The sequence below is a fragment of the Polaromonas sp. P1_E3 genome (assembly GCF_056405935.1).
In genome coordinates, this window is record NZ_JBFUBD010000813.1 from 1 (window position 1) to 622 (window position 622).

1 protein-coding gene is annotated in these 622 nt (G+C 53.2%); it reads right to left on the bottom strand.

Annotated elements, in window-relative coordinates; translation table 11 throughout:
• Positions 1–259: 259 nt before the first annotated feature.
• On the bottom strand, positions 260–622 hold a 363-nt coding region (locus tag AC1D0Z_RS23685), incomplete at its 5' end, for a tetratricopeptide repeat protein (RefSeq protein WP_477660556.1).

Here is a 622-nt window from a genome sequence, read left to right on the forward strand (position 1 = left end):
CAGCTATCTTGAGTCACCCCAGTCCGCGCTGGTCGCTGATGGCTTTAATGATTGTCGTAGCCGCTGTTTTGATCGGCACAGCATTATTTGTTTTATGAGCTTCTACTTCGATGCCAAAACCGATCAAGCATATTGCAAGTTAGCGTACAGGCCTAGCTCCGAACACCGTTAAGAAGCACCTGCGATCGAAAGAAAAGCGAGCCCAAGTACCCAAGGCGGGCCAGCTCCAATAACCTCTATCCCTAAGCCGAGAAGCTGGTTACTTGCGGTAAATCCCCGTGAAATCCGGAATGCTCACACCGGACAGATTCTTCCGGCTTGCAAGCAATCTTTGCGCGAGTTTTCGGATAGCAACGTCATCCTTCACCTCTCCATTGAGCAGAGCTTCGGCATAGCGTCCCGACAAATTGTTTTTGTCCAGTCCTATGGCACGCTCCGCGTGCTGCCTGGCTTCATGTGTTTGCTTTTTGAGCGCCAGCACAACTGCCATGCCGCCATGGCTTTCGGAGAAGTTACGGTCCATCTCAAGGGCTGTGGAAAAACTGGCCTGCGCTGCCTCGAGGTCGTGATCGAGCAATTCTGCCCAGCCCTGACCGTGCCACGTGCCGATGTGACCAGGCAT